The organism is Aquibacillus rhizosphaerae (genome assembly GCF_030282825.1).
In the GTDB taxonomy this organism is placed as follows: domain Bacteria; phylum Bacillota; class Bacilli; order Bacillales; family Amphibacillaceae; genus Aquibacillus_C; species Aquibacillus_C rhizosphaerae.
Genome location: NZ_JASTZU010000038.1, coordinates 46,312 through 69,768, shown reverse-complemented (window position 1 = coordinate 69,768; position 23,457 = coordinate 46,312). Strand labels below are relative to the sequence as shown.

General features: G+C 34.1%; 24 protein-coding genes. 13 read left to right on the top strand and 11 right to left on the bottom strand.

Features of this window, described 5'->3' with window-relative positions; all coding sequences use genetic code 11:
- Nucleotides 1-98: 98 nt before the first annotated feature.
- Nucleotides 99-1,331: an IS110 family RNA-guided transposase gene (locus QQS35_RS12815; RefSeq protein WP_285932552.1), complete on the bottom strand. Its 1,233-nt coding sequence runs from the start codon at nt 1,329-1,331 to the stop codon at nt 99-101.
- Between the two features lie 514 nt (nt 1,332-1,845).
- On the opposite strand from QQS35_RS12815, the gene QQS35_RS12810 reads away from it, so the two are divergent.
- Nucleotides 1,846-2,520, top strand: a complete 675-nt coding sequence (locus QQS35_RS12810) for a potassium channel family protein (protein ID WP_285932551.1) — start codon at nt 1,846-1,848, stop codon at nt 2,518-2,520.
- Nucleotides 2,521-2,638: 118 nt separating this feature from the next.
- Here QQS35_RS12810 and rnjA read toward each other — a convergent pair whose 3' ends face one another.
- The 3 genes from rnjA to def form a co-directional block, all read right to left on the bottom strand.
- A complete protein-coding gene (rnjA, locus tag QQS35_RS12805; protein WP_285932550.1) occupies nt 2,639-4,309 on the bottom strand; it encodes a ribonuclease J1 in 1,671 nt (556 codons plus the stop codon).
- Nucleotides 4,310-4,312: 3 nt separating this feature from the next.
- Nucleotides 4,313-4,522, bottom strand: a complete 210-nt coding sequence (locus tag QQS35_RS12800) for a DNA-dependent RNA polymerase subunit epsilon (protein ID WP_285932549.1) — start codon at nt 4,520-4,522, stop codon at nt 4,313-4,315.
- 606 nt (nt 4,523-5,128) lie between these two features.
- Nucleotides 5,129-5,683, bottom strand: a complete 555-nt coding sequence (def, locus tag QQS35_RS12795; RefSeq protein ID WP_285932547.1) for a peptide deformylase — start codon at nt 5,681-5,683, stop codon at nt 5,129-5,131.
- A gap of 206 nt (nt 5,684-5,889) precedes the next feature.
- On the opposite strand from def, the gene QQS35_RS12790 reads away from it, so the two are divergent.
- From QQS35_RS12790 to QQS35_RS12765, 6 genes are all read left to right on the top strand, one after another.
- Nucleotides 5,890-6,546 (top strand): YkyA family protein, encoded by a 657-nt coding sequence (locus tag QQS35_RS12790; RefSeq protein WP_285932546.1) that lies wholly within the window; start codon nt 5,890-5,892, stop codon nt 6,544-6,546.
- Nucleotides 6,547-7,050: 504 nt separating this feature from the next.
- On the top strand, nt 7,051-8,133 hold the full coding sequence (gene pdhA, locus QQS35_RS12785) for a pyruvate dehydrogenase (acetyl-transferring) E1 component subunit alpha (RefSeq protein WP_285932545.1): 1,083 nt from the start codon (nt 7,051-7,053) through the stop codon (nt 8,131-8,133).
- Nucleotides 8,134-8,136: 3 nt separating this feature from the next.
- Complete coding sequence (locus tag QQS35_RS12780; protein WP_285932544.1) at nt 8,137-9,114, top strand: alpha-ketoacid dehydrogenase subunit beta; 978 nt, start codon at nt 8,137-8,139, stop codon at nt 9,112-9,114.
- Between the two features lie 28 nt (nt 9,115-9,142).
- Nucleotides 9,143-10,435, top strand: a complete 1,293-nt coding sequence (locus QQS35_RS12775) for a dihydrolipoamide acetyltransferase family protein (protein ID WP_285932543.1) — start codon at nt 9,143-9,145, stop codon at nt 10,433-10,435.
- Nucleotides 10,436-10,438: 3 nt separating this feature from the next.
- Complete coding sequence (gene lpdA / locus QQS35_RS12770; protein WP_285932542.1) at nt 10,439-11,848, top strand: dihydrolipoyl dehydrogenase; 1,410 nt, start codon at nt 10,439-10,441, stop codon at nt 11,846-11,848.
- 312 nt (nt 11,849-12,160) lie between these two features.
- On the top strand, nt 12,161-13,072 hold the full coding sequence (locus QQS35_RS12765; RefSeq protein ID WP_285932541.1) for a polysaccharide deacetylase family protein: 912 nt from the start codon (nt 12,161-12,163) through the stop codon (nt 13,070-13,072).
- 77 nt (nt 13,073-13,149) lie between these two features.
- Here QQS35_RS12765 and QQS35_RS12760 read toward each other — a convergent pair whose 3' ends face one another.
- The gene (locus QQS35_RS12760; protein ID WP_285932540.1) at nt 13,150-14,622 is read right to left on the bottom strand and encodes an aminotransferase class I/II-fold pyridoxal phosphate-dependent enzyme; all 1,473 of its coding nucleotides are present in this window, start codon (nt 14,620-14,622) and stop codon (nt 13,150-13,152) included.
- Between the two features lie 226 nt (nt 14,623-14,848).
- Between QQS35_RS12760 and QQS35_RS12755 the strand changes: the two genes are divergently transcribed.
- Entirely contained in the window at nt 14,849-15,118 is a 270-nt protein-coding gene (locus QQS35_RS12755; RefSeq protein ID WP_285932539.1) for a UPF0223 family protein, read from the top strand.
- Nucleotides 15,119-15,182: 64 nt separating this feature from the next.
- On the opposite strand, the gene QQS35_RS12750 is transcribed toward QQS35_RS12755, so the two are convergent.
- A complete protein-coding gene (locus tag QQS35_RS12750) occupies nt 15,183-15,800 on the bottom strand; it encodes a YktB family protein (protein ID WP_285932538.1) in 618 nt (205 codons plus the stop codon).
- Nucleotides 15,801-16,192: 392 nt separating this feature from the next.
- Between QQS35_RS12750 and QQS35_RS12745 the strand changes: the two genes are divergently transcribed.
- Nucleotides 16,193-16,996 (top strand): inositol monophosphatase family protein, encoded by an 804-nt coding sequence (locus QQS35_RS12745; protein ID WP_285932537.1) that lies wholly within the window; start codon nt 16,193-16,195, stop codon nt 16,994-16,996.
- A gap of 169 nt (nt 16,997-17,165) precedes the next feature.
- On the opposite strand, the gene QQS35_RS12740 is transcribed toward QQS35_RS12745, so the two are convergent.
- The gene (locus tag QQS35_RS12740; protein ID WP_285932536.1) at nt 17,166-17,360 is read right to left on the bottom strand and encodes a DUF5325 family protein; all 195 of its coding nucleotides are present in this window, start codon (nt 17,358-17,360) and stop codon (nt 17,166-17,168) included.
- A gap of 197 nt (nt 17,361-17,557) precedes the next feature.
- On the opposite strand from QQS35_RS12740, the gene QQS35_RS12735 reads away from it, so the two are divergent.
- Nucleotides 17,558-17,932 carry a YlaH-like family protein gene (locus tag QQS35_RS12735; RefSeq protein WP_285932535.1) on the top strand — a complete coding sequence of 125 codons (375 nt, stop codon included), beginning with the start codon at nt 17,558-17,560 and terminating at the stop codon, nt 17,930-17,932.
- Nucleotides 17,933-18,063: 131 nt separating this feature from the next.
- On the opposite strand, the gene QQS35_RS12730 is transcribed toward QQS35_RS12735, so the two are convergent.
- Entirely contained in the window at nt 18,064-18,267 is a 204-nt protein-coding gene (locus QQS35_RS12730; RefSeq protein WP_285932533.1) for a YlaI family protein, read from the bottom strand.
- A 144-nt stretch (nt 18,268-18,411) separates the two neighbouring features.
- Here QQS35_RS12730 and QQS35_RS12725 point away from each other — a divergent pair, with 144 nt between their 5' ends.
- On the top strand, nt 18,412-18,666 hold the full coding sequence (locus QQS35_RS12725; protein ID WP_285932532.1) for a hypothetical protein: 255 nt from the start codon (nt 18,412-18,414) through the stop codon (nt 18,664-18,666).
- A 60-nt stretch (nt 18,667-18,726) separates the two neighbouring features.
- On the opposite strand, the gene QQS35_RS12720 is transcribed toward QQS35_RS12725, so the two are convergent.
- Together QQS35_RS12720 and QQS35_RS12715 are read right to left on the bottom strand one after the other, a co-directional pair.
- Entirely contained in the window at nt 18,727-19,323 is a 597-nt protein-coding gene (locus tag QQS35_RS12720; RefSeq protein WP_285932531.1) for a YhcN/YlaJ family sporulation lipoprotein, read from the bottom strand.
- A gap of 226 nt (nt 19,324-19,549) precedes the next feature.
- Nucleotides 19,550-20,059 carry a hypothetical protein gene (locus tag QQS35_RS12715; RefSeq protein WP_285932530.1) on the bottom strand — a complete coding sequence of 170 codons (510 nt, stop codon included), beginning with the start codon at nt 20,057-20,059 and terminating at the stop codon, nt 19,550-19,552.
- A gap of 287 nt (nt 20,060-20,346) precedes the next feature.
- Here QQS35_RS12715 and QQS35_RS12710 point away from each other — a divergent pair, with 287 nt between their 5' ends.
- Together QQS35_RS12710 and ftsW are read left to right on the top strand one after the other, a co-directional pair.
- On the top strand, nt 20,347-20,628 hold the full coding sequence (locus QQS35_RS12710) for a YlaN family protein (RefSeq protein ID WP_285932529.1): 282 nt from the start codon (nt 20,347-20,349) through the stop codon (nt 20,626-20,628).
- A 238-nt stretch (nt 20,629-20,866) separates the two neighbouring features.
- Nucleotides 20,867-22,069, top strand: a complete 1,203-nt coding sequence (ftsW, locus tag QQS35_RS12705; RefSeq protein WP_285932528.1) for a putative lipid II flippase FtsW — start codon at nt 20,867-20,869, stop codon at nt 22,067-22,069.
- 429 nt (nt 22,070-22,498) lie between these two features.
- On the opposite strand, the gene QQS35_RS12700 is transcribed toward ftsW, so the two are convergent.
- Nucleotides 22,499-23,398, bottom strand: a complete 900-nt coding sequence (locus QQS35_RS12700; RefSeq protein WP_285932527.1) for a COX15/CtaA family protein — start codon at nt 23,396-23,398, stop codon at nt 22,499-22,501.
- Nucleotides 23,399-23,457 lie beyond the last annotated feature (59 nt).

Sequence of the window (23,457 nt, the reverse complement as noted above, 5' to 3'; positions counted from 1 at the left end):
TTTTATACGAAAATGGAGGTTTTCAATAATTTTGGCGCAAAAAAGTACTCTCCCTAAAATGAATAAATTCATTTTAAAAAATTTGGCTATTAAAATATTTATGCGGGTTTGATTTCTTGAATATCTACTTCATAGCCCATATGTTGAAGTTTTTTTATAAAGTAATCTTTTTTCCTTTCTTTTTTTGGAAGGTAGTCCCAACCTAATTCTTCATATGAAGTTTTTGTTTTTAACATCTGGTAAATAATTTTTAATATTAAATGTGCTAGTGCCATATTTGCTTTTCTTGGTCCACGTGTTTTTACTAAACGATAATAAAAGGAAGCTAACCTACTGTCCCTCTTTTTCATTGCAGCCCAACTTACTTGGCATAGGACTGCTTTTAAACCTTTATTTCCTTTGTTCGATTTGGAACCTTTTTTTTTACCGGCACTTTCATTATTACCAGGGCTAAGTCCACTCCATGATGATAGGTGTCTATCAGTTGGAAAGTTAGACATATCAATACCTATTTCCGCTAAGATGGTCGCTGCTGCATCTTTTTTAATACCCGGAATGGTTATTAATAAGTTAATCTCTTCCTGATAGGGGGTTACTAATTGAGCAATCTTACTTTCTAATTCTTCGACTTGTTTCTCAATGTAAAGGAGGTGGTCATAATGCATTGTAATCAGTTCTCGATGATGAAGGCGAACTCGACCGTTTAAAGCTTCCACGATTTGGGGCACTTTTTTCTTGAGTGTTGTTTTTACCATTCCCATTACTTGGTCGGATTCTATTACTTCTCCATTGAGAATCGCTTTTAATAAAGCACGTCCAGATACACCGAATAGATCTGTGATGTAGGTACTCAATTTGATATTGGCATCTTGTAATATTTTATGGATTCTATTTTTTTCGGATGTTGTATGACCTAAAAGCTTTCGACGATATCGTGTTAAATCTCGTAAGTCTCTTATTTCTATAGGTGGAACGAAACTAGATTCAACGAGTCCTGCACGTAACAGTTTTGCGATCCAATAAGCATCGGATACATCAGTTTTTCTACCAGGTACATTCTTGATTCGTTGTGCATTGGCAAGCACAAGTGTAAAACTCCCCTCTAGAATGTTCCAAACTGGTTTCCAATAGACTCCAGTACTTTCCATTGCAACATCTGTTACCTTAAGTTCTGCAAGCCAGTCCTGTAGATTTAATAATTCTTTTGTTGTCGTTCCAAATGTTTTTGTCTTTCTTTTGGGTTTGTAGTCTAAATGACCATATAATACACACGCAACAACTGTCTCTTGATGAACATCAAGTCCTGCAACTCGTTCCAAAATAGCATCCATAATTAACCCATCCTTGTTTATATGCTAGGTCATGTATTCTCGAGCGAGTATTTTTATACACGTGCTCTATGGCAACAATCAGCGATACTCATGAATACAATAGATCGGTTTTCAAGTCGGGGTTTATGTCCACCAAAAAAGAAACGACCTTAGACCTGCGTTACTATGATTAACAGGATAATTCATCATTAACCCTCTAAACCCATTTTCATCCATTGCGGTGTCTGGTTGGACATGTGGGTTTTTCAAGGAAACGTTGTGTGTGACCGAGGAGGCTAAGGTGCTGCCCTCCGGAAAGGGAGTATTTTTCCGTAGCGCTAGATTAACCACTCATCTTAAAAAGAATGTAAAGAGGTTACGATAAAGTTAATGCGCACTTTATATCAACTACGAAGTTGAGAAATAATAATATTAAAACATTATTAAATACGGTGGTGTGGTAAAAGTACATTCCCCTTACTAAGCAAAATATGATAGACTGATAAAAGTAGAAGTTAATATGGAGGAAATTGTCATGAAAAGAGAATTTGCTGTAATTGGATTAGGTCGATTTGGCGGAAGTATTTGTCGTGAATTAAGCGAAGAAGGTATGGAAGTTTTAGCTATTGACACAGAAGAAGATAAAGTTAATGAATTCAAAAATATAGCATCACATGCAGTTATTGCTGATGCTACAGATGAAAAAGTTTTAAAAGAATTAGGGATTCGTAACATAGACCATGTTATAGTAGCAATTGGTGATAATATCCAGGCTAGTATTTTGACTACATTAATGCTAACAGAATTAGGAGTTAAAAAAATAACAGTAAAAGCACAAAACGACTATCATGAAAAGATTTTAAATAAGATTGGCGCAAATCAAGTTGTCCATCCAGAACGGGATATGGGAAAGCGTATAGCCCATAGTATTATTTCGAATAATATTTTAGATCACCTGGAGCTCTCTGATGACCATAGTATTGTAGAAGTGAAAGCTGGATCAAGGATGTGTGGCAAGACTTTAGTTGAGTTAGATATTCGTGCGAATTATGGGTGTAACGTAGTGGCAATTAAACATGCCAATACAAAAGAAATAAATGTTTCACCTATGGCTACAGAAACAATTAATCGAGGAGATATATTAATCGTGATTGGAGCGGATAAAGACATATCACGATTTGAAAAAAATCTTGTTGTAGATGATGAGTAATCCTTAATACACAATAATGAGATGGTTGTCTTCAAGGAAATTTATTTTTTAATCTTTCATATAAATGTCTAGACGAAATTAATAAACCTCCTTTTCATTTAGAAAAGGAGGTTTATTTTTATTGTACTTCCATAATAATCGGTAAAATCATTGGTTTACGTTTAGTTTTTTCGTATAAGAATGGTGCAATCGTGTCAGTTATTTCATTTTTGATTTCAGACCATTGAGTGGTCTTTCTTTCCATCACTTTGTCTAAGTGGGAGGACACAAGCTTTTGTGCCTCGTTAATTAAATCTTCAGATTCACGCATATATACGAAACCTCTCGATATAATATCTGGACCTGATGCAATTCTAAATTCTTTCATATTAATACTTACTACTACAATTACAAGACCTTCTTCAGATAGAATTCGACGATCTCTTAAAACAATATTACCGATATCTCCAATTCCACTTCCATCAACGTAAATGGATCCAGATGGGATTTTTCCAGCAATTGAAGCATTTTCTTTTCCAAGAGCTAAAACATCTCCATTATCCATCACAAAACAATTGCTCGGATCAACGTCACATAATTGGGCAAGTTTCGTATGCTCTTTAAGCATCCGATATTCACCATGAATTGGCATGAAGAACTTAGGATTAATTAAACGTAACATTAATTTCTGTTCTTGTTGTCCTCCATGACCAGAGGTATGGATGTCACTAAGAGGACCATGAATTACATCTGCACCAGCGCGATAAAGCATATTTATTATTCTGCTAACACTAACTGTATTCCCAGGGATTGGGGAGGAAGAAAATACAACAGTATCGCCAGGTATTATTTGGATCTGTCTGTGTGTTCCATTTGCAACTCTAGAAAGGGCAGCCATAGGTTCACCTTGAGAACCCGTACAGAGAATTGCTACTTCATTGGCAGGTAGACGATTAATTTGGTGTGCATCAATAAATGTTTCTTTAGGCGCTTTAATATATCCTAATTCAAGTCCTATATTGATAGATGCTTCCATACTGCGTCCAAACACTGCAACTTTTCTATTATTCCTAACGGCACCTTCTACCATTTGCTGGAGACGGTGAATATTAGAAGCGAAAGTTGCAAAAATAATTCTACCATCTACCCTAGTAAAGACATCATTAATACTTTCTCCTACTACTTTTTCAGACATCGTAAAGCCAGGCACTTCACTATTTGTACTGTCTGATAACAAACAAAGAACTCCCTCTTTACCAATCTCAGCCATTTTAGCTAAATTGGCGGGCTCGCCTACTGGTGTAAAGTCAAACTTAAAATCACCAGTGTGAACGATATTTCCAGGAGGTGTTTTTACTACAATTCCGTATGAATCAGGGATGCTATGTGTAGTTCTAAAAAATGTTACTGATGTTTTACGAAATTTAATGACATCGTCCTCTTGAAAAGTATGAAGTTTTGCATTTCGTAAAAGACCATGTTCATCTAATTTATTCTTTATAAGTCCGATCGCAAGTTTTCCAGCATATATTGGGATATTAATCTCTCTAAGCAGATAAGGAATACCACCAATATGATCTTCGTGCCCATGTGTTACAAATAAACCTTTAATTTTATCTTGATTTTGTACAAGATAGGTATAGTCTGGAATTACATAATCAATTCCTAGTAATTCATCTTCGGGAAATTTAATCCCCGCATCGATAAGGATAATTTCATCTTGGAATTGAACTGCATAGGTGTTTTTACCAATTTCACCTAGACCACCAAGTGCAAATACGGCTGTTTGATCGTTTTTTACAAACTTCATCTGTTACGCATTCTCCACTACAAAGTCTTCGGATTCTTGTTCATATTGTAAATGTGCATCGTTTAAAGGCTGGATAAACTCAATGTTCAGCTTGCGGTCTGCTAGTTGAGTACGTACTTGTCTTTCGTTTGTAGCTTCATAATATAAGCTTTTAGTTCTTTCTCTTACAGGAACTTCGTTAGGAATTTCCTGATATAACACTTTGAATATCATATAAATCTCTCCTTATTCTTCGTTGAAAATTGATTTATTTCTTCATACATAGCATTTTAATTTATTAGAATTCTGCCTGGTAATTTAGTAGGTTATTAATGGATATCTTCCTTACAAGCGCTGGGAACACGTTTATTTCGTCCTAATAATTCTTTCCATCGTTTTTTCAGCTTTTCCCTTAAACGTTTTAACATTATTTCTAACAGCTCCTTTCTTTATACTAAAGAAAAGCGACAAAACGTTTAAACCGATCCAATCCCTCTTAAGACTAGTATAATTTAATTTGGTAAATATTGAAATAGAAACGTATCAATATACGATAATAAATTAATTTATCTTTTCGTTATTAACGGATTTAAGTATCTTTAGGATTCGTTTAAATCTTAATCTTATGCAGTTATTAATAATGGCTAATCATTTTTATAAAGGAAAATCACGGTGTGAGATTGTTAGGTAGTTTACTTACTAATCATTTTATATGAAAATGTCCATGTTAAGTCAAGCAAGCATATACATATGCTTGCCTGAATGTAAACTGATAATTAATAATCCGCTTAATTTTTATGTAACCTAATCAATCAGAGGTTAAACAGTTAGATGGTTTAATCACTGATCGACAGGTTTTGAATTTTCTGGTTCATAAAACGGATCATCTTTATTAATATGATCGTAGAACATGATGCCATTTAAATGGTCAATTTCATGTTGAAATACAATTGCTGCAAAACCTTTAAGGCGAAGCTTTACTTTATTTCCATCTAAATCAGTCGCACTTACGGTAATTCTTGCATGTCTAGGGACATAACCTGGTACTTCCCGATCAACAGAGAGACAACCTTCACCAGTAGATAAATAAGTCTTTTCTACTGAATGACTAATGATTTTTGGATTAAACAACCCATAAGAATACATTTTTTCATCTAAATCTTCAAAATGTAAGGCAATCATTCGCTTAGATAAGCCAATTTGAGGTGCTGCTAACCCAACACCTGGTCTTAACTGATATTCTTGGGCGATTTCTTCATCTTGACTATTTTTTAAATACTGTAACATTTCCTCAAGTATTTGTTTATCCTCTAGGCTAGGAGGTAACGGTACTATAGTTGCTACTTTGTTTAAGATTGGGTTACCTTCACGTACAATGTCATCCATTGTAATCATGTATTTCACTCCTCAAGTTGCTTGTATTAATGAATAATAGTTTAACATAGACATCTTGTTTAATGGAACTCGAAAAAGGAGTAAGTAGCATTAATTGAATTTTATTTTCATAAAATAAGTTAGAGTAAATCAAAGTAATCATATGTTATACTATTTGTTAGAAAAATAAACAAGAATAGTTCAACTAGATGATAGGAGGAAAAATAGTGCAAATTAAGATAATCCCCACAGTTGTATTTGTAAGTATAATCCTATTATTAGGAGCATGTAGTGGTGAATCTACACCTCAAAAAATGTACGAGCATATGGAGAGTGCTGTTTCTTTAGAAGATACTTTTGCAGAACAACAGGAACCACTCGTAGCTTTAGAGGAAGAAGAAAAAGCATTATACGAAGAAATTATAAACTTAGGTCTTGATGAATTAGATCAAGTAAAAGAATTATCTCAAGAAGCTCTAGGAAAGATAGAAGAACGTCAAGAGATTCTCAAGGTAGAAAAAGAAAGCATTGATGCTGCTAAAGAAGAATTTGAAAAGGTAGAACCTATGATTGAAGAAATAGAAGAAGAAGACGTTAAAGAAAAAGCAGAACAAGTTTATCAAGCCATGGAAGATAGATACAATGCCTATTTAGCGTTGCATGAATCTTATAATGCATCATTAGAAAAAGATAGAGAATTATATGAAATGCTTCAAGACGAAGAGTTAGAAGAAGAAACTCTGAAAAATCATATTACATCAGTTAATGAGAATTATGATAAGGTTTTAGAAGCCAATGAGTTATTTAACGAAAAAACAGATGAATATAATAAATTAAAAGAAGAATTTTATGAAATAGCCGAATTAAATGTAGAATATGAATAGAATCAAATTTTTAAAAGAGGAAGCCCTCATTTTTATGAAGGCTTCTTTTTTTATTGATGGTATATCAATTATAAAGTGAATTATTCAGATGAATTATAAAACTTATTTTTCAATTAATTGGGGAACAATAATTATGTTCCATTTAAAAACCTTTTTTAAATATTAGTACAGGTCAACAACAAGTGTGAAACAGATAGTTGAAAATAACAATATGAACATCATCAGATTACCCTTATTATATTCAATTTTATAATAATTTTATAATAATTAGTGTCAAAGTGTTTGACCATCACCACTGAATAAGCTAAACTATAAACTGAATAAAAGTTGTACCAGTCATTTTAATTTTTTGTATGTAACAGTTTGAAGAAATACATATAAAGATTAAAAACCAAACTAGTGGGGTAATGTATAAATAATTGAAATGGTACAGATTTTTTCAACTTTTGGGAAAGATATATATCGATAAATTAAAAGAGGAATAGAAAGGAAGAGGTGATTCTTTTGAAACGTACACTTGAAAATATTGAAGATCAGTTTGAAACGTTTCAAATTCTGAATGAAGATGGCAAAATTATTAATGAAGATGCAATGCCAGATTTATCAGATGATGAATTGAAAGAATTAATGCATAGAATGGTATATACGAGAATTTTAGATCAACGTTCTATCGCTCTAAATCGCCAAGGGAGATTAGGTTTCTATGCTCCAACTGCTGGTCAAGAGGCTTCACAACTTGGAACGCAATATGCACTTGAGAAAGAAGATTTTATTCTTCCGGCTTATCGTGATGTACCACAGATAATTTGGCACGGTCTTCCATTGTATCAAGCTTTCCTTTTCTCTCGCGGTCATTACCATGGTAACCAATTTCCGGAGGGTGTTAATGCACTTAGTCCGCAAATTATTATTGGTGCGCAATATGTTCAAACAGCTGGTGTTGCTTTGGGCATGAAGAAGCGTGGACAAAAATCTGTTGCTATAACTTATACTGGTGATGGTGGTACTTCACAAGGTGATTTCTATGAAGGAATGAACTTTGCAGGTGCATATAAAGCCCCAGCGATATTTGTAGTACAAAATAACCATTTCGCTATTTCTGTACCGGTTGAGAAACAAACTGCAGCTAAGACACTAGCACAAAAAGCAGTAGCTGCTGGTATTGAAGGTATTCAAGTAGATGGTATGGACGTATTAGCTGTGTACGCTGCGACAAAAGATGCACGTGAGCGTGCCGTTAATGGTGAAGGTCCAACACTAATTGAAACACTAACTTATCGTTATGGCCCGCATACGATGGCTGGAGATGATCCAACTCGTTACCGTACTGAAGATTTAGATAGCGAATGGGAGAAGAAAGATCCACTTGTTCGTTTCCGTAAGTTCTTGGAAAACAAAGGACTATGGTCTGAAGATGAAGAAAACAAAGTTATTGATAAAGCTAAAGATGAAATAAAAGCTGCAATTAAGAAAGCAGACGAATATCCAAAACAAAAAGTGACTGATTTAATGGAAAATATGTACGAAGAACTTCCAGCTCACTTACAAGAACAAATGGAAGAATATAAAGCAAAGGAGTCGAAGTAAATCATGGCTCAAATGACAATGATTCAAGCAATTACTGATGCACTGCGCATTGAATTAAAAAATGATGAAAATGTATTGGTCTTCGGTGAAGATGTTGGTCAAAATGGTGGAGTATTCCGTGCTACAGAGGGATTACAAGATCAATTTGGTGAAGATCGCGTTTTTGATACACCATTAGCCGAGTCAGGTATTGGTGGTCTAGCATTTGGTCTTGCAATGCAAGGTTTCCGCCCAGTACCTGAGATTCAATTCTTTGGTTTCGTATATGAAGCAATGGATGCAATTAGTGGACAGATTGCACGTATTAGGTACCGTTCAGGTGGAACACAAAATGCGCCAATTACAATCCGTTCGCCTTTCGGTGGTGGAGTACACACACCTGAATTACACGCTGACTCACTAGAAGGTTTGATGGCTCAACAACCAGGACTGAAAGTGGTTATTCCATCAACACCTTATGATGCAAAAGGTTTGTTACTAGCGTCTATTCGTGACAACGATCCGGTTGTATTTTTAGAACACATGAAATTGTACCGTTCTTTCCGTGCTGAAGTACCTGAAGAAGAGTACACAATTGAATTAGGAAAAGCAGATGTGAAACGTGAAGGTAGTGACGTTACATTAGTAGCATATGGAGCGATGGTTCATTCATGTCTTAAAGCTGCAGAAGAACTAGAGAAAGATGGTATTCAAGCGGAAGTAATTGATTTACGCACTGTAATGCCTATTGATTTCGAAACAGTTTTAAAATCTGTAGAAAAAACTAATCGTGTAGTAGTAGTACAGGAAGCGCAACGTCAAGCTGGTATGGCTTCGCATATTATTGCTGAAATTCAAGAAAAAGCAATACTTCATTTAGAAGCTCCTGTTTTAAGAGTTGCAGCACCTGATACTGTATATGCATTTACACAAGCAGAAGAAGTTTGGTTACCAAACTACAATGATATTATTGAAAGAGTAAATCAGGTAATTAATTTTTAAGTAGAACTTAAGATGGGAGGTAATTATTATGGCTTTTGAATTTAAACTACCAGATATTGGTGAAGGAATTCATGAGGGTGAGATAGTTAAATGGTTTGTAAAAGCTGGTGAAGAAATAAAAGAAGATGATGTACTTTGCGAAGTGCAAAATGATAAAGCAGTTGTAGAAATTCCTTCCCCAGTAGAAGGAACAGTCAAAGAAGTACATTTTGATGAAGGAACTGTTGCAACAGTTGGACAAACAATTATTACAATTGATGCAGAAGGATATGAAGACGAAGGTGGAAGTGAAGAACCTTCTGAAGAAGCTCCTAAAGAAGAAAAGCCTGCAGAAGAAGAGAAAAAACCAGCTGCAGCAGAAAAAACGTCATCTGCTAAGGAACAAACATCTGATAGCAATGATCGTGTTATTGCTATGCCATCAGTTCGTAAATATGCAAGAGAAAATGATGTTAATATTAGTAATGTTCAAGGGTCTGGAAAAAATGGTCGTATTATCAAAGCTGACATTGATGCTTTCTTAAATGGTGACCAACCAGAAACTGAAAAAGGTGAAGCGCAAGAACAACAAGACAATGTAGCGCCAGAAGCTTCTAAGCAATCTGTCCCTGAAGGACAATTCCCAGAGACTCGTGAAAAGATGAGTGGAATCCGTAAAGCAATTGCTAAGGCAATGGTTAATTCTAAAACAAAAGCACCTCACGTTACATTACATGATGAAATCGATGTAACTGAATTAGTTGCTCATAGAAAGAAATTCAAAGCAGTTGCTGCTGAACAAGATATTAAATTAACTTATTTACCGTATGTGGTTAAAGCACTAGTATCTGCTTTAAGAAAATACCCAATCCTAAATGCATCAATTGATGATGCTACGGATGAAATCGTACAGAAGCATTACTATAATATTGGTATTGCTGCAGATACTGAAAAAGGTTTATTAGTTCCTGTTGTGAAAAATGCAGATGCTAAATCTATCTTTGCTATTTCTCAGGAAATTAATGAATTAGCTGGAAAAGCTAGAGATGGTAAGCTTGGTTCTGATGAGATGAAGGGTGCTTCAAGTACTATATCTAACATTGGATCTGCAGGCGGCCAATGGTTTACTCCTGTGTTAAACTATCCAGAAGCGGCAATCTTAGGAATCGGACGTATTGGTGAAAAGCCTGTAGTACGTGATGGCGAAATTGTAATTGCGCCAGTATTGTCATTGTCATTGAGCTTTGATCACCGTATTGTTGATGGTGCGACAGCACAATTAGCATTAAATCAGATGAAGAGATTGTTGAACGATCCACAATTAATTATGATGGAGGCGTAAATTATGGTAGTAGGAGATTTTCCAATTGAGTTAGATACACTTGTAGTTGGGGCAGGTCCTGGTGGTTATGTTGCTGCCATTCGTGCTGCACAAACAGGCCAAAAAGTAACAATTGTCGATAAAGGAACGCTAGGTGGAGTTTGTCTTAACGTAGGGTGTATCCCTTCTAAGGCATTAATCCAAGCGGGTCACCGTTATGAATATGCTCATGGATCAGAAAGTATGGGGATTACTTCTGATAAAGTGAATGTTGACTTTTCAAAAGTACAAGAATGGAAAAGTAGTGTAGTTAACAAACTTACTAGCGGTGTAGAAGGCCTTCTAAAAGGTAACAAAGCCGAAGTAGTTAAAGGTGAAGTCTATTTCGTTGATAAAAATACAGTGAAAGTTATGGATGATAAAAATTCTCAGACATATACTTTTAAAAATTGTATTATAGCTACTGGGTCTACACCTATTGAATTGCCTACATTCAAATATACGGAGCGTGTTTTAGATTCAACTGGTGCGTTGGACTTGAAAGAAATTCCGAAAAAGCTAGTTGTTATTGGAGGTGGGTATGTTGGTACGGAACTTGGTACTGCATATGCTAACTTCGGAACAGAAGTAACTATTTTAGAAGGTGCTAAAGACATTCTTAGTGGTTTCGAAAAACAAATGACTTCAATCGTGAAACGTAAATTGAAGAAAAAAGGTGTCAAAATTGTAACTGAAGCTATGGCTAAAGGTGTAGAAGAGACAAAAGACGGTGTTAAAGTATCCTATGAAGTTAAAGGAAAAGAAGAAACTGTTGAGGCTGATTATGTACTTGTTACTGTTGGTCGTCGTCCAAATACATCTGAAATTGGCCTAGAACAAGTTGGAATTGACTTAGATGATAGAGGGCTTGTTAAGATTGATAAGCAATGTCGTACTAACATTGATAATATCTATGCAATTGGAGATATTGTAGCAGGGCCTCCGCTAGCACACAAAGCTTCATACGAAGGTAAAATTGCTGCTGAATCTATAGCAGGTGAGAAATCTGAAATAGATTATAATGGTATTCCTGCTGTAGTTTTCTCAGACCCAGAATTAGCATCTGTTGGTTATACAGAAGAAGGCGCTAAAGATGCTGGTTATGATGCAGCAGCTTCGAAATTCCCATTTGCTGCAAATGGGCGTGCACTATCTTTAAATGATAGTGATGGTTTCGTAAAACTAATCACTCGTAAAGAGGATGGTTTATTAATTGGAGCTCAAATTGTTGGACCTAATGCTAGTGACATGGTTGCTGAGTTAGGATTAGCTATTGAATCTGGTATGACCGCTGAAGACTTAGCGCTTACTATTCATGCTCACCCTACACTTGGTGAAATTACTATGGAAGCAGCAGAAGTTGCAATGGGTACACCAATTCATATTGTTAAGTAAATAGTTAAAGCCTATGTTTGCAACTGCAAACATAGGCTTTTATTTTATAATTGGCATGAAAAGATTGCCCTAGTCTTAGTCTATATGTGCCCAAAGAAAACCACACTGAGGCTTGCCTTAATTGCCCTAGGGGAGAGGTTTAAAGGAATGATACATAGGTAGTCACCTTTGAAATATGAGGTTATTCTTGTTTTATGATTTTCAAGATATTAAGATATTATTAAATTCCAAATTAAATACAAAAAAGTCAGCATTTAGTCTAACTTATCCATTATAATAGAAATTAAATATTAAACATCAGGAGGGTTTTCGTTGAAAAATCGGGTAATAGTTATTTTTGTAACATTATTTATTTTTGTTCTTACAGGTTGTAACAATGATGAATCTGGACAAGAGGGTACAGAGGAAACAGGTGAGAAGATTGCAGAACAAAAAGAAACGCCTAGTGAGGATGAAAGTGAAGAACCCTCTACTGATAGTCAGCAAGAAGCTGATATTGCAGTAGAAGAAACTGAAGAAGAAAATGTTGATGAAGCTGATGTAACTGAAGTAGAAAAACAGAAAGAGCCCCAGTATGAATTAATACCAGAAAATTGGAATCTAACTCCAATTTCGGATGCGAATGAACAGGTTGTTTTGCTTACAATTGATGATGCACCAGATCAATATACTTTGGAAATGGCTAAAACATTAAAATCACTGGGTGCACCTGCAATATTTTTTGTTAATGGTCATTTCTTAGAAACAGATGAGGAAAAAGAAATACTTAAACAAATCCATGAAATGGGTTTTTCGATAGGGAATCATACATACACACACCAAAAACTTGATGACGTATCTGAAGATAAGCAAAAAGAAGAAATATTGTCTTTAAGTAATCGAATAGAAGAAATCATAGGGGAAAGGCCTAAGTTTTTCAGAGCTCCACATGGAGTGAACACAGATTTTGTGACAAACTTTGTAAAAGAAGAAGGTATGTTGTTAATGAATTGGACATATGGTTATGATTACTTTAAACCTTATATGGATGCCGAAAAACTGACAACAGCCATGGTTACAGGAGAAGGACCAGAAGTTGATGTCCCATATTCTTTACTTAAACCAGGAGCAAATCTATTGATGCATGATAGGGAGTGGACAGCGGCTGCACTTGAGGATATTGTTAAGGGGCTAAGAAAAAAAGGGTATGAGATGTTAGATCCTAATTTAATAAAGACGCCTTAATAACCTAATAAGGCTTGTATCGAAAGCTATAATTCTTGGATACAAGCCTCTTTTATTTATATATACTTGTGTATGTCTTATTGAAATGGTTTATGTTCTTTTATTACATGGATTGTTCGTAATGTTTCATCTTCTAACCCTTGTACTGGTAAGCCTGCTTCCATGTTTTCGTTAATGTAACTTAGATTTTCCTCAGTTATAATTTCTCCAGGGATAAATATTGGGATCCCAGGAGGGTAAATCATGATTGATTCCGCGCTAATTCTCCCTGCAGCATCATTTAAATTTATTACCTCTATTTCGGCATAAAAGGCATCTCTAGGTGTTATGGCTAACAACGGAATATCTGGAATAGTAACCTTAACAATCTTTTCAATAGCGGTTACTTCTGAATCTTTGGCTAGCTTTCCTAGAGCATTTACCAAAAGTGAAGTTTCTTTTTCAGTATCACCGGGTGTAATTATGCATAGAATGTTGTACATATCTGATAATTCAACTTCAATGTTATAGTTTTTACGCAGCCACACTTCAACATCATAGCCTGTCATACCAAGTTTTTTGACTGAAATAATTAATTTAGTAGGATCAAAATTAAATGTAGCATCACTTCCTAATATTTCTTGTCCAACACAGTAAAGATACGGAATATCATTTATTTCTAGTCGTGTCCGTTGTGCAAGTTCAATCGTTTTGTTAATTAATTCTTTTCCTCTAATTGCCAATTGTTTTCTTGCAACATCAAGTGAAGCTAAAAGAATATAAGAGGTAGATGTTGTTGTTAACATGGATAAAACACTTTGAACACGTTCATGAGATACTAAACCTTCTTTTAAATTTAGAACTGAACTTTGTGTCATAGACCCCCCTAGTTTATGTACGCTTGTTGCTGCTAAATCTGCTCCAGCTTCCATAGCTGAAATCGGCAATTCATCATGAAAATGAATATGTACTCCATGAGCTTCATCTACCAAAACAGGTACATGGTGAGCATGAGAGATTTCAACTATTTTCTTTAAGTCAGCAGCAATCCCGAAATAGGTTGGGTTAATAACTAATACTCCTTTTGCATCTGGGTGAGCTTGTAAAGCTTTTTCGACAACGCCAGGAGTTATACCATGAGAGATTCCCAAGTTTTCATCTAACTCCGGTTGGATAAATATTGGAGTTGCACCGGAAAAAATGATGGCTGTTGTAACCGATTTATGAACATTTCTTGGTACGATAATCTTGTCACCAGGACCACAAACACTCAGTACCATTGTCATAATAGCTCCGCTAGTACCTTGTACAGAAAAGAAAGTAAAATCAGCTCCAAAGGCTTTAGCTGCTAAATCCTGTGCTTCTTTAATCATCCCTTGTGGGTGATGAAGGTCATCTAATGGTTGGATATTAATTAAATCAATCGAGAGAGCGTTATCTCCAATAAATTCCCTGAAATCTGGATCGATTCCTACACCTTTTTTATGACCAGGTATATGAAATTGAGTTGGATTTTTGCGTACATGATTAAGTAGACCTGTAAATAATGGTGTTTCGTTTTGAGAAGACATAAAATAGGTGCACCTCTTACTGAAAATTTAGAAAACATAAGAATTATAGCAAAACATTTTACATATGGCTAGCTTTAGCCAAAATTGTACCATTCATGATAAGCTATTTAAAGATAATGTAATTATATTTGGTAGTTAACGTATATTGTTTACTACTTGTTGAAAAAAATTAAAGTAGTTTGGTTTTATGTTTCCTTTAAAAAATGTTAGAAAGGAGTCGTGAAAATTGAGTTATAGTTATCCTATTGATGAAACATGGTCTAAAGAAGAGGTAATCGATGTTGTGAATTTTTTTTCAATTATTGAAAATGCTTATGAAATGGGTGTAAAGCAAGAGGACATATTAATTGCATATACTAGATTCAAACAAATCGTGCCTGGGAAGAGTGAAGAGAAAAAACTGTGTAATCAGTTTGAAAAAGAGTCAGGATATTCTTGTTATAAAACCATTAAAAAAGCAAAGGAACTAAATCACGGTAAAAAAGTGACGATGTGAATAATTCGAAATTATAAAAAACCGAACAAATTTATTTGAATTTGTTCGGTTTAACTAAAATCCATTAATTTACCGATAATGCCTTTTTATAAAATGGTATTAACATATCGATTGTTTGTTTCGTATAAGCTATAAACTTTTCTCCATCATTTAATAAATTGCTTGAAGATTTAACATGGCGACCGATAAGGAATTCGGCTTTTTTTACATCACGAAAACGCTCGAGGTTTTCTTCAGACAATTCAGATATAGGAAAGGACTCTTTTTTTGTGTGATCTAAAGATACTACATAATCAGATGGCAATTGAGAGAGTTGTCTGTAGTTTTCTAAAAAGTGTTCAGCAATTTTTTCTTTATTTGGTAACTCATAAATTAAAGCGAGCCAGATAAAAACGTGATCATCAAATAAACCAACTTGAAAATGTGGGTGCTTTTTATATCCACGTTTATTATTTGCTACAGCTAACCATGTATCTTTTGGTGGATTAACTGATCTTCTTGCATGCTTAGCGATATGTAAAAACATTTCGTTTCCGAGAGATGCAGAAAGGTAATCAACTAATTCTTCACCAATTAGTTTGAATTTCGGTTGAATTCTTTCTTGTATGGCCTTCATTCTTTCATCAAGACCTTCGATGTCAAATGTTTTAAAGTCTTTTTCACTAAATCCATTAAATTCCATTATGTTTCCTACCCTTCTATATATAAAACAATGATTTATTATACTACCCGTTATAATCCTTTTTGAATTGATAGTAATAATAGCCCTTTCCTGAACTATGAACATATTTTATCATAGTAAATAGCGAAAACAAATGATTTGGAGCGTGGCGTTACTTATAAGTAATAGTATCGAGTCGAGTATTTTGTTATTGATATGATGGTGTGGAAATCTAATAGATATAGACATTATGGAGAAACTAGGAGATTAACTGTAACCTATGATTTTGTTTTTGAGACAAGTAATAAAGGACTTGGCTATATTTATAATATTATAGAAGTTAGTCCGTGTGCATCTGATAAAAAAGTTTGGTAATATGTATGAAAGTTCACGAATTAAATGGAGGTTATCATATGGATGAAAAAAAGAGACGGTCAATCTTTAATCATGCAAAAGAATGGATTTATGAAGCGGGTCAACACATAAGAGATGTTATTGATGAACCATTATACATAGATACAAAATCAAATCCAAATGATTTAGTGACACAAATGGACCGAAACACAGAGAAATATTTCCTTGAAAAAATTAAACATACATATCCTGATCATCGTTTACTTAGCGAAGAAGGATTTGGTGATGATGTTCAATCATTGGATGGCACGATTTGGATTGTTGATCCAATTGATGGAACGATGAATTTTGTCCACCAAAAAAGAAATTTTGCTATTTCTATAGGTATTTATCATGAAGGCCTTGGTGAGATTGGCTTGATTTATAATGTAATGGAAGATGTATTATACACTGCAATGAAAGGGGAGGGGGCTTACAAAAATGATAAGAAACTTCCTCAATTAAATGAAAAATTAACGTTAGATGAATCGATTATTGTTGTAAACAGTATCTGGGCTTGTGAAAATAGAAAAATTAATAATAAAAAAATACAAGCGTTAATTCAAAGTGTTCGAGGGACTAGGTCATATGGTTCTGCAGCATTAGAATTCGCATTTATCGCAGAAGGAATTGTTGACGGCTACCTTACTATGCAGTTATCACCTTGGGATTTGGCTGCAGGAGTTATATTAGTAAACGAAGTTGGAGGCGTGACAACTCAAGCGAATGGTGAATCGATAAATTTATTAACTAATACTACCGTTTTTTCTTCCAATGCAGTTATTAATGAGAGAATTAAAAAAGATTTTATTGAATTAATGTAAGATATCTTTAGACCGAAACTTTAGTAATAGTAGTAAGATCCAGTTTTGTTAGAAAAATTATATTATCTACAATTCAAGTTTGGACTAAATACCAAAAAACAGCATTCATAGATAAAGATTCATGAATGCTGTTTTTTGAATATTGCCTGTATGATTTTTAGTTATGTCTTTAATTTAATGTTTCTTGCTTGTGCTGTTTTTTTCTTTTTAAGGACAAACCATATCCCATAACTAAGAAACCTATAAATAGGGCGGTAAAAGCTAACCAAAAGTTTCGATAAGCAATGGCAATGCCAACGAATGCAAAACATGCAATTACTAGAGTTGCTAATAATAGTTTTGAGTATTGTATGGAAGATTTCATTGTTTCACCTCATATTCTAGTATTTATGATTCAGTCGAAAATGTAAAGTGTGTAGGGTATAATTTTTTCTCAAATATAAATGATTATAGCTATCTAAATTGACCTAACCTATGAAACCTGAGATTAAACTAGCAACAAAGGTCTTGTTTTAGTATGATAGTATAGGATTGTTCTGTTATGATAAAAGGGGGAGACTAATGGGGAATCAAGACAATATGAATGTTCCAGATGACCTTTGGCCAGTAGCAAATTACTTTATGAAAGGTTTAGGAAATGAAGTTAATTTTAATAACGAAGATGATGTGGCAATGTTAATTAGAGGTTTTTTCTTCTTATATCTAACTATTGTTGCTCTAACAATTTTAGCCTATAAGTTTGGGTTTGCAAAAAAACTTCCACCTCTAAAATCTGCAGTTGTCTATGTTGTTTTAATAATAGGTACTTTTTTTATTACACTTATATTTGGGTTAAACTTACCAGTTGCAGAAAGTTTGTTCGTGATTGCACTTATTTTAGGTATATATAGGCTTAGATTGCATCAAGAAAGAAAAAAGCGTAATATTTCTTCATGATTTCATCCTGAATTTGATTATGTTAAATAAAAAACCAATATTTAATAGAAACAGAATTTGAAAAATTCTAATACTATATAGTCAAAAACTACCCTTTTTATAGGGTAGTTTTTATTTTCTCATCAATAATGCTATATTAAATGATTTTCTTGTTTCTTCTCTTTATGCAATCTGAACTTACCGGTTGCATGACGTTGTTTTGTTTTTTCTCCAATACGCTCATCACAGGTAGGACACATGTAAATGTGAATTCTTCTATTTCGTAATCGTTTAGCCTGCGGAGAGTTACTATTTATATTATCTACTGAATCACAAAGTACACATTTGACTCGCATTATTTCACCTCTCTATAAAAGCTATCACGTTCATCTTATCATATCTAGTTAATAATTTCATAAGCATAGTTAATTAAATATATAGTTTAAGCATTCATTGCAGGGGTAAACTAAAAATAAGAGCAATAGTGGGAGGATGATTTGATGAAAAGAAAAATTATTATAAGTACATTAAGTGCAGTAGGTGCGGGTACAATGGGTTATATATTATCTGATAAAGATAAAAGACATTCTTTAAAACAGAAATATAAAGAGGTTGTTAATAAAACGCAATCAAAATCCGAGAGTTTACCAATAAAGGAAGCTGGAATTCCAGAAGCAGATAATCAAGAAAATGCTAAAATGGTTGATGAAGGTTCACAGTTTGGTGTAGATTTTTATAATAAAGTTAAACATTAATGTAAAAACATCGGGAAGCGCGCCTAATAATGCGTTATCCCGATGTTTTTTAGATAAGGTTTAATTATCTTTATGATGATTTGATTGTTCTTCTTCAACATTTTCTAATTCTTGTTCTTCCTCTTTTGGAATTACGTTTTTATTTTCATCTTGTTCTTCTGGTTGATTGTCACTAATCGGGAATTCTGGCATATAGCGTCCAACTATGGCTGCTAATTCATCAACTATACCTTGAACAGGATGGCCTTGTTCAACCTTGTTTGCCATATCTCTTATTCTTTCAGCCCCATCAGCGTCTGCGACAACTATAGCTGTTTTTCCATAAGGATCGTGTTGTAATGCTTCTGTCACTGCATATTTGATTGTTCCTACTCTAGACCGGTCTAAATCTTTATCTACATCAATCCCAACAGCTGCATAGGGACCAGCGACAACAGCTGTTGCATTATTTACACTAGGTACATCATTAGCTAGGTTGGCTAGATGTTGAGCAATTTGCTGATTAGAAAAATCTTCACGCTCTATTGGATCAGAATTTTTCACTTGCAATGTTTGATTCTGTTCACCTTGTTCAGCTATGTTATTTTCCTCTTGTTGGCCACATCCAAATAGGAAGATTGGCAAAACCAAAAATAAATAAAAATATTGCCTAATCATATGACTCCTCCTTTTTATCCTGCAATAACGAGCTAATACCCTTATGATTTTGATAGGGAGATTGCCCAAAACTGTGCATGGATTAAAATTATGTTATGGCAATATCTTTTGTTGTTTATAAAAGTTTATACATAAAGATTGGTGATATCGTTGTTAAAGTTACATGCAATAAAAAAAAAGGCTCACTAAAAAAATAAGTGGGCCCTCTACAAATAATAGACGAATTTTATTCAATAACTATTTTGTTAATTCCTTTAATTGGTTTTTCTTTATTAGATCCATCTCCAAAATATAAATGGACAGGACCAAAATCTGATAATGGTTTTCCATCTTCGGCAAATAACAGAAGACAATTACGTAGTTCAGTTAAAGTAATTATTTCTTCACCATTTTGTGTAACTAATCTAGCTTGTTGCGCATTGTTTTTTATTTCAGCAGTTTGAAGAAAGTCTATAATCGGCATAACGTATGTACTAACTAAAATCTTCTCACGTTCAAAGCGTGCTATACTTTTGTTGACCGGAGGTTTAATTTTATGTTGGTAAATTTCTTTATTAAACCGTTCCGAAGCCTTTTTCAACTCATCGCTTTCTGGTTCTTTTTGTTGTGTATATGGTTGAAATGCTTGGTCAAAGGTAATTTTTCTATCATCAAAGATCCAGACTGTAGGATCTAAAGTGATTGGATATGTAACATTTCCCATTAACTGAATAATCACGATTTCTTCACTCTCCATGTTAGAATTTTTACTTCTTTAAGAATAGCAGACATACTCATATTTTTCATTAGTGGAGACCTGAGAATTCTTAGTAATTAGGTCAAAGTAAGAAGAATATAGTTTAGAAAATTCTACCAAATAAAATAGCCCTATAAATATATAACTGTAATGAAAAGGTACCCTTATAAAGATTTTCTTAAATTTTTTAGCTGATTTACAATTTTATTCTTTTCAATTGTTGCTTTTTTAGCCTATAAACGCTAATATAAATAGAAGAAGTTAGTTTTTAACGGAGGGGATTTTTAGTGATACCTGAAGTGGCTGTAAGTAATCCCGAAAAAGCCTATGCCCTTCTACAGGCTGATGCAAATAAAATTTTAAAACTCATTAAAGTTCAAATGGATAATCTAACTATGCCTCAATGTCCATTATACGAAGAAGTTTTAGATACACAAATGTTTGGTTTGTCAAGAGAAATCGATTTTGCAGTGCGATTAAATCTTGTTAGTGAAGAAGATGGGAAAAAGCTTCTTGAGAATCTTGAGAGACAATTAAATGTATTACATGAAGCTGCTCAGAATTCATAATAATTTTTGTGGTTAATCTGCAAATGACCAAAGCCTTTGCCAAAATGGCAAGGTTTTTTTATACTATCAGAATTTATGTTCGGGTTGCTTACTCGTAAAAGTTTACTTAAGCATTTTTAACAGGACAGGCTGTTTCATAAATAGTAATCATGCAGGATATAGTTCATGTTTTGATTGATAGCGATGTATTAATCTATGAATCTCCTAATTAGAAAATATAATAGTAAGGAGTAATCTTATGAAATCGAAATGGAAATCCTATGACTTTACACTGTTATTCACTCCACTACTCCTTGCCTGTTTTGGTATTGTAATGATTTATAGTGCAAGTATGGTTATTGCAGTTGTTAATGAATTAGAACCTACACATTTTATGTTTAAGCAACTCCAATGGTTTGTGATTGGTTCATTCTTCTTCGTATTTTGTTGTTTCTTTAATTACAGGCATTATCAAAAATTTATGAAATTGATTATATTTTTATTGATTGGACTCTTAATAGCAGTTCTATTTGGGGAACCGGTCAAGGGAGCTAGATCATGGTTATATGTCGGTGGTTTTACCATGCAACCTGCAGAGTTTGTTAAATTAGGTTTGATCATGTATCTTGCTTCTATTTATTCAAAAAAACAGGATTATATTGAAGATTTTAATAAGGCCGTTTTACCGCCGTTAATCATGACGGGTATATTGTTAGGATTAATTGTAATGCAACCTGATATAGGTACTGCTGCAATTATCTTTTTAATAGCTTGCTCAGTAATTTTTAGTTCTGGCATTAGATTCCGGCACCTATTTTTATTAATTTTAACTGGTATAGGTTTAGTTGCACTAGCTGCTTCGAATATGATAACTGATGAAAGACTTTCTCGATTTACTGGGGCATATCAACCTTTTAGCCAACCAGAAGAAGAAGGGTATCAATTAATCCAGTCTTATCTAGCTATTGGAACAGGTGGATTTACTGGCCAGGGACTAGGGCAGGGGGTACAGAAGCTAGGGTATCTTACGGAAGCTTATAATGATTTCATTATGGCTGTTATAGCTGAGGAATTGGGGTTTATTGGAGTAACAATCGTGATTGGTATGCTTGCAACTATTGTTTTAAGAGGAATCTACATATCGAGAAAATGTCAGGATAGCTTTGGTTCATTACTTGCACTAGGAATATCTTCTATGATTGGCATACAAACCTTTATCAATTTGGGAGCTATAAGTGGATTACTTCCGATTACAGGGGTACCGTTACCTTTTGTTAGTTATGGTGGTTCGTCCTTACTGGTATTGATGATTTCTGTAGGGATATTAAATAATATTGCATATAAAGTAAAAGTGAGAGAACAAAATCAAACAGTAACAAAAGACCTATCTGACGATAAGGAATACTCACCTTTATATAAAAGTCAACTGGATGTTAAAAGAGGGAAATCATGGTCTAATTAAAACCATTACATCTTCTACTAGCGACCCGCGGTGACTTTATAATTTTCGGTGTTCTGCGCCTATTCGAGCTGTATCTATACTGTATTTATTGGTGAAGGTAAACAACCAATCGAAGTCTATATTGAAGTAATAATTGAACTAGCTAAACGAGTGGGTACATGGAATACGTCATGGTTAAAGCTTTTTGTCTGCTCAAAGTTTCAATTAGCTCGTGGGTGTGAGCAAGTGGAAATTACCTTTGTGGGGTAATAAGTTTGGAGATTAAGTGAAGACTGGACATAAAGAAAATGACCGTCAAACCATATATGTAGGAATTATTAATGGAATCTATATAAATGATTGTGAACCAATTTCAGTCGGTCACCTATTAATAGATTTTGAATAAAACTATCCCCCATTTTCGATATTGAAATTGGGGGATAGTTGCTTTTAACGTTTTTGATAGTGAACACTTCTATTAGAAAGTAGTAAAAAGTAACAAAGGATACCAAAATAAATTGTAATAATGAGTGCGTGTAACAATGCGACAACAAGGTTTCCGACTGTAATGATAATTAAGGCACCTAAAATTACTTGTAATATAATTAGCGCTGTTGCTACTGCCCATCCCCAAAACATTACCCTGCTATGGCGATAGTGCTTTTTAATTTTAAAAAACAAAAATATTGTCCATAACAATGCAATTCCTGCCAGAAGCCTATGTCCCATCTGAGCCCATTGTCCGAAGTGATAGGTGAGGGACAATGGTTGTGTATTATCACAAAATGGCCAACTGCCACAGGCTAGACTTGAATCAATATGTCTTACTAGTGCCCCAGTGTAAACAACAATTAAAATATAGATGGTTAAGAAATAAAAATGATACCGAAACTTTTTATTTATAATTAATGATGTAGCATCAAACTTTTGATCAACCTCAAATATAAGTAGGGTTAATAAAAACACTGCAGCAAAAGAAATGAGAGATATTCCGAAGTGTAGTGCTAATACAAAATCAGATTGGGACCATAAAACAGCAGCAGCTCCAATTAATGCTTGTAAAACTAAGAAAAATATTGAAATAAATGACAGCAACTTTGCTTCTCGAATATGGCCAATATTTTTCCAAGCGAATACAGAAAGTAATAACACTACAATACCAGCAATTCCAGATACAAGTCGGTGGCTTAATTCAATAATAAGTTGTGCTGATATTTCACCCTCACAGATAGGCCAGTTGGCGCCACAGCCCATACCAGAGTCGGTTTTAGTAACTAAAGCACCACCTATTAGTACTAAAACCATGGAAATAGTTGCGATAATAGACAGTCGTTTTAGAAAAGTAATCAAAATTGTCACCCCAAAATCCAAGTCAATCAAAACCAAAATGTAAGAAAAGAGAATCATAC

Bases quoted from the DNA above. Each gene is read 5' to 3' on its own strand.
- QQS35_RS12750 (WP_285932538.1), bottom strand. From the start codon at position 15,800: ATGGAATTTAATGGATTTAGTGAAAAAGACTTTAAAACATTTGACATC.
- QQS35_RS12780 (WP_285932544.1), top strand. From the start codon at position 8,137: ATGGCTCAAATGACAATGATTCAAGCAATTACTGATGCACTGCGCATT.
- QQS35_RS12715 (WP_285932530.1), bottom strand. From the start codon at position 20,059: ATGGAGAGTGAAGAAATCGTGATTATTCAGTTAATGGGAAATGTTACA.
- QQS35_RS12810 (WP_285932551.1), top strand. From the start codon at position 1,846: ATGAAAAGAGAATTTGCTGTAATTGGATTAGGTCGATTTGGCGGAAGT.
- QQS35_RS12775 (WP_285932543.1), top strand. From the start codon at position 9,143: ATGGCTTTTGAATTTAAACTACCAGATATTGGTGAAGGAATTCATGAG.
- QQS35_RS12720 (WP_285932531.1), bottom strand. From the start codon at position 19,323: ATGATTAGGCAATATTTTTATTTATTTTTGGTTTTGCCAATCTTCCTA.
- lpdA (WP_285932542.1), top strand. From the start codon at position 10,439: ATGGTAGTAGGAGATTTTCCAATTGAGTTAGATACACTTGTAGTTGGG.
- QQS35_RS12815 (WP_285932552.1), bottom strand. From the start codon at position 1,331: ATGGATGCTATTTTGGAACGAGTTGCAGGACTTGATGTTCATCAAGAG.
- def (WP_285932547.1), bottom strand. From the start codon at position 5,683: ATGATTACAATGGATGACATTGTACGTGAAGGTAACCCAATCTTAAAC.
- QQS35_RS12745 (WP_285932537.1), top strand. From the start codon at position 16,193: ATGGATGAAAAAAAGAGACGGTCAATCTTTAATCATGCAAAAGAATGG.
- ftsW (WP_285932528.1), top strand. From the start codon at position 20,867: ATGAAATCGAAATGGAAATCCTATGACTTTACACTGTTATTCACTCCA.
- QQS35_RS12725 (WP_285932532.1), top strand. From the start codon at position 18,412: ATGAAAAGAAAAATTATTATAAGTACATTAAGTGCAGTAGGTGCGGGT.
- rnjA (WP_285932550.1), bottom strand. From the start codon at position 4,309: ATGAAGTTTGTAAAAAACGATCAAACAGCCGTATTTGCACTTGGTGGT.
- QQS35_RS12740 (WP_285932536.1), bottom strand. From the start codon at position 17,360: ATGAAATCTTCCATACAATACTCAAAACTATTATTAGCAACTCTAGTA.
- QQS35_RS12760 (WP_285932540.1), bottom strand. From the start codon at position 14,622: ATGTCTTCTCAAAACGAAACACCATTATTTACAGGTCTACTTAATCAT.
- QQS35_RS12735 (WP_285932535.1), top strand. From the start codon at position 17,558: ATGGGGAATCAAGACAATATGAATGTTCCAGATGACCTTTGGCCAGTA.
- QQS35_RS12800 (WP_285932549.1), bottom strand. From the start codon at position 4,522: ATGATATTCAAAGTGTTATATCAGGAAATTCCTAACGAAGTTCCTGTA.
- QQS35_RS12730 (WP_285932533.1), bottom strand. From the start codon at position 18,267: ATGCGAGTCAAATGTGTACTTTGTGATTCAGTAGATAATATAAATAGT.